The organism is Microcystis sp. BLCC-F209, assembly GCF_041928595.1.
Lineage (GTDB): Bacteria > Cyanobacteriota > Cyanobacteriia > Cyanobacteriales > Microcystaceae > Microcystis.
Window position 1 is genome coordinate 1 of the sequence record NZ_JBHFLL010000194.1, and the last position, 2,784, is coordinate 2,784.

Below are 2,784 nucleotides of genomic sequence, written 5' to 3' on the forward strand. Positions count from 1 at the left end.
GCACTCCAACCCTTATCCTGACTTGATTTCAGTTTTTTCTTTGTCAGTAAGGGTGTCAACAAGGAATATTACAAATTGTTAACCGAGTCTTGAAAGCCTTGTGCCACAAAGGTTTGAAATGTTAAGAAAGATGTGACTAAAGGACAGAGGGGGGCATCTGATAATTTTTAACGCCTACCTACCCCTATGTTCGTCTATCTCAGACAAGAAACTAACCCCACTTATCAAATAATGCCAGAAGTTAATTTAATGTATCCTGAATCAGCAATTAATCTGCTCCAAATTCTCAAGGCAATGGGTCAGCTAATTTTAGAGACATAAATTAGGACTCAAACAAGCTATAATCTCTTAGGGTTTGACTGTCTATATAGGCAATTAAAAGCGTCTTGAATACTTACCACTATCTAAAACTCCTGAGTCGAAAATAAACTTAATTGAGTAGTTCGATTGAACGAGAATGAATTAGTTGATGCTTGCTCAACATCTAACCAAGACTCGATTACAGAATTAACCACAGCAGCTACGCAGGAAATCGCTACACTATTACCCGTTAATTTTCGCATAGTTTGATAACTGCCGACAATTTGATAATCATCGGGAAACCCTTGTAAACGTAGCATTTCTCTTTCTGTTAAACGTCTTTTCCCCTCCACTAACAAATAATTATAGGATGCTCCCGCTCGCAAGGCACAGGAATAGGGATAAGCACTGACATTACCTCCTTTATTTTCGTGCCAGATGGTCGGTTCACTATAAGGTTTTTTTCCCTCTCTTTTCAGAAGGCGACTTTTTTGAATTCTGGCGGAAGCATAATAAAAATCCGAGACATTTTCCTCTAATATTTCCGTTAAACTTGTTCTAGATAAAGCTGGTTTTGGCCAGATAAAACGCCGCGATTCTCGGAAACCAACGATAAAAATCCGTTCCCGTTTTTGCGGTAAACCAAAATTAAGCGCATTCAAAACCCGATAATCGGTATAGTAATCTAAATCTTGCAGAGTATCGAGAATAACTTGCAAGGTTTTTCCCTGTTGATGTCCCTGCAATTGCTTGACATTTTCCAGAATAAATGCTGCGGGTTGTTTGACTTTTAAAATACGGGCAATCTCAAAAAATAGCGTGCCTCTGGTATCTTCAAAACCCTTTAAATCACCACAAATACTAAAGGGTTGACAGGGAAATCCCGCCATTAAAATATCATGATTGGGAATATCTAGGGCAGCAATTTCGGTAATATCTCCCTGGGGTTGGTCGCCAAAATTAGCCTGATAAATTGCCCGAGCGTCTTTATCTATATCACAGGAAAAAACACAATCAGATTCTAAGTTTTTTTGGCGACAAACTTGTTCAATCGCCACTCGAAACCCTCCCAAACCACAAAAGAGGTCAATAAAACAAATTTTTTTGCTATCTTTCAGGAGATTCATCGATAGTTGAGATTGTAGCGATAGGGACATTCTCTTTGATTTTAAATTACTCAACTTTCACTAAAGAGCGGACGGTAAATATTTCATTTGCTTGTAGGGGTTTAATCGCCGAAATTGGCACAGTAACTACTGAAATTGACTCACCGAGAGCGTTAAAAACCTCTAAAATTGCTCCCATTTCGCCATTGCTAGGATGGGGGATTAAATCCACTAATACTGCCACATCTCCCGATTTTAGATTGTCTTCGGGAACATCAAGACAAAGAACCACATGATCGTATAATCTAACATCCATAATTATCTATCCTTTCGGGGCTTGAGAGTAACAAACTGAAAACAGTCGTCAATGTATAGCAGTATCCATATTGTAACCACTGCTAAATTGATTCCGTTAACTCCTTCTAGCATTCCTTCAACTCGATAAAAGATACCGTATTCATTTTTACCATCTTTGATCGCATCTTCTACGGTAATTAGCTGAATAATCGCTTTTGGCAAACTGGCCGCATTATCGAGAGGAAATCCTGCTTGTGCTAAAAATTTTGATTTGTCATCTTTGTCTCTGAATACGAGAAGATAACGAGTAAGTTTATCCTCTGGAATAATTCCTTAATAGTTTTTTCGTACTATATTTTCAATGCCAAAATCGGGGTTAATGCTCTATTTATTTCAAAATGAGAATTGCTGATTCTTACTAGCAGTTGTTGGCGCTGCTCCAGTGTAATGTACCTCTCGAACTTTGGGAGAAGAAGTTTTGTGACCAACTCGCATATAGTTGCGGGACTTTGCAGAATAATAAAGTTATTAATCGCGTATTCTACAGCCAAAGCTGGTGTTGTCGTACTGCTTAAGGCGAAGCTTATAAAGACGTTCGTATCGATAACTATGGGTTCACGATTCATCTACTAAAAGCTCTTCCAACTTCTCATCAGTCAATCCCTGACTCTTAGCATAAGCACGAATTTCATTCACCACTTCCATCAAGGCTTGGGTGGTTTCTTCCTCTTCGTTTCCCGTCATCTCATGATTCTCGATTGTGAAATCGACACACGCATGAGCAGACAAACCTAACTGCTCGATCGCTGTGGGGATTTCGCTAATTTTAACGTTTCGGATCGTTGCTTTCATATTTTTAAAGTAGCACAAATACAAATTGAATTATTATTCTTCAGCTTGTAGGTTGGGTTGAGCGATTTAATACTTAGGAGAAAACTGCTGGCTCTCCCAGCTTTGGTGGGTAAAATGTATTTTAAGATACATTTCTCAAGAGCGAGGGGGTGGAACGAACCACAAAGACACAAAGGACACAAAGATCGATCGATCCTATGTCAATTAAACTTATCACACAGAACCTAGA

Annotated in this window: 5 protein-coding genes and 1 pseudogene; 1 reads left to right on the forward strand and 5 read right to left on the reverse strand. The window is 38.8% G+C overall.

Features of this window, described 5'->3' with window-relative positions; translation table 11 throughout:
* Nucleotides 1-186: 186 nt before the first annotated feature.
* Nucleotides 187-321: pseudogene (locus tag ACE1AQ_RS12450) on the forward strand (restriction endonuclease subunit R); the annotation flags it as partial.
* 83 nt (nt 322-404) lie between these two features.
* On the opposite strand, the gene ACE1AQ_RS12455 reads toward ACE1AQ_RS12450, so the two are convergent.
* From ACE1AQ_RS12455 to ACE1AQ_RS12475, 5 genes are read right to left on the reverse strand one after another with little or no spacing between them, the layout of a single operon-like run.
* Nucleotides 405-1,427: a DNA cytosine methyltransferase gene (locus tag ACE1AQ_RS12455; protein ID WP_008199301.1), complete on the reverse strand. Its 1,023-nt coding sequence runs from the start codon at nt 1,425-1,427 to the stop codon at nt 405-407.
* A 46-nt stretch (nt 1,428-1,473) separates the two neighbouring features.
* Nucleotides 1,474-1,722 carry a DUF4926 domain-containing protein gene (locus ACE1AQ_RS12460; RefSeq protein WP_002789664.1) on the reverse strand — a complete coding sequence of 83 codons (249 nt, stop codon included), beginning with the start codon at nt 1,720-1,722 and terminating at the stop codon, nt 1,474-1,476.
* Nucleotides 1,723-1,724: 2 nt separating this feature from the next.
* A complete protein-coding gene (locus ACE1AQ_RS12465; protein ID WP_039899700.1) occupies nt 1,725-2,033 on the reverse strand; it encodes a DUF6883 domain-containing protein in 309 nt (102 codons plus the stop codon).
* 20 nt (nt 2,034-2,053) lie between these two features.
* Nucleotides 2,054-2,329: a putative toxin-antitoxin system toxin component, PIN family gene (locus ACE1AQ_RS12470; RefSeq protein WP_051011159.1), complete on the reverse strand. Its 276-nt coding sequence runs from the start codon at nt 2,327-2,329 to the stop codon at nt 2,054-2,056.
* Nucleotides 2,319-2,555: a hypothetical protein gene (locus ACE1AQ_RS12475; protein WP_008199303.1), complete on the reverse strand. Its 237-nt coding sequence runs from the start codon at nt 2,553-2,555 to the stop codon at nt 2,319-2,321. Before ACE1AQ_RS12475 ends, ACE1AQ_RS12470 begins: the two co-directional genes overlap by 11 nt.
* Nucleotides 2,556-2,784 lie beyond the last annotated feature (229 nt).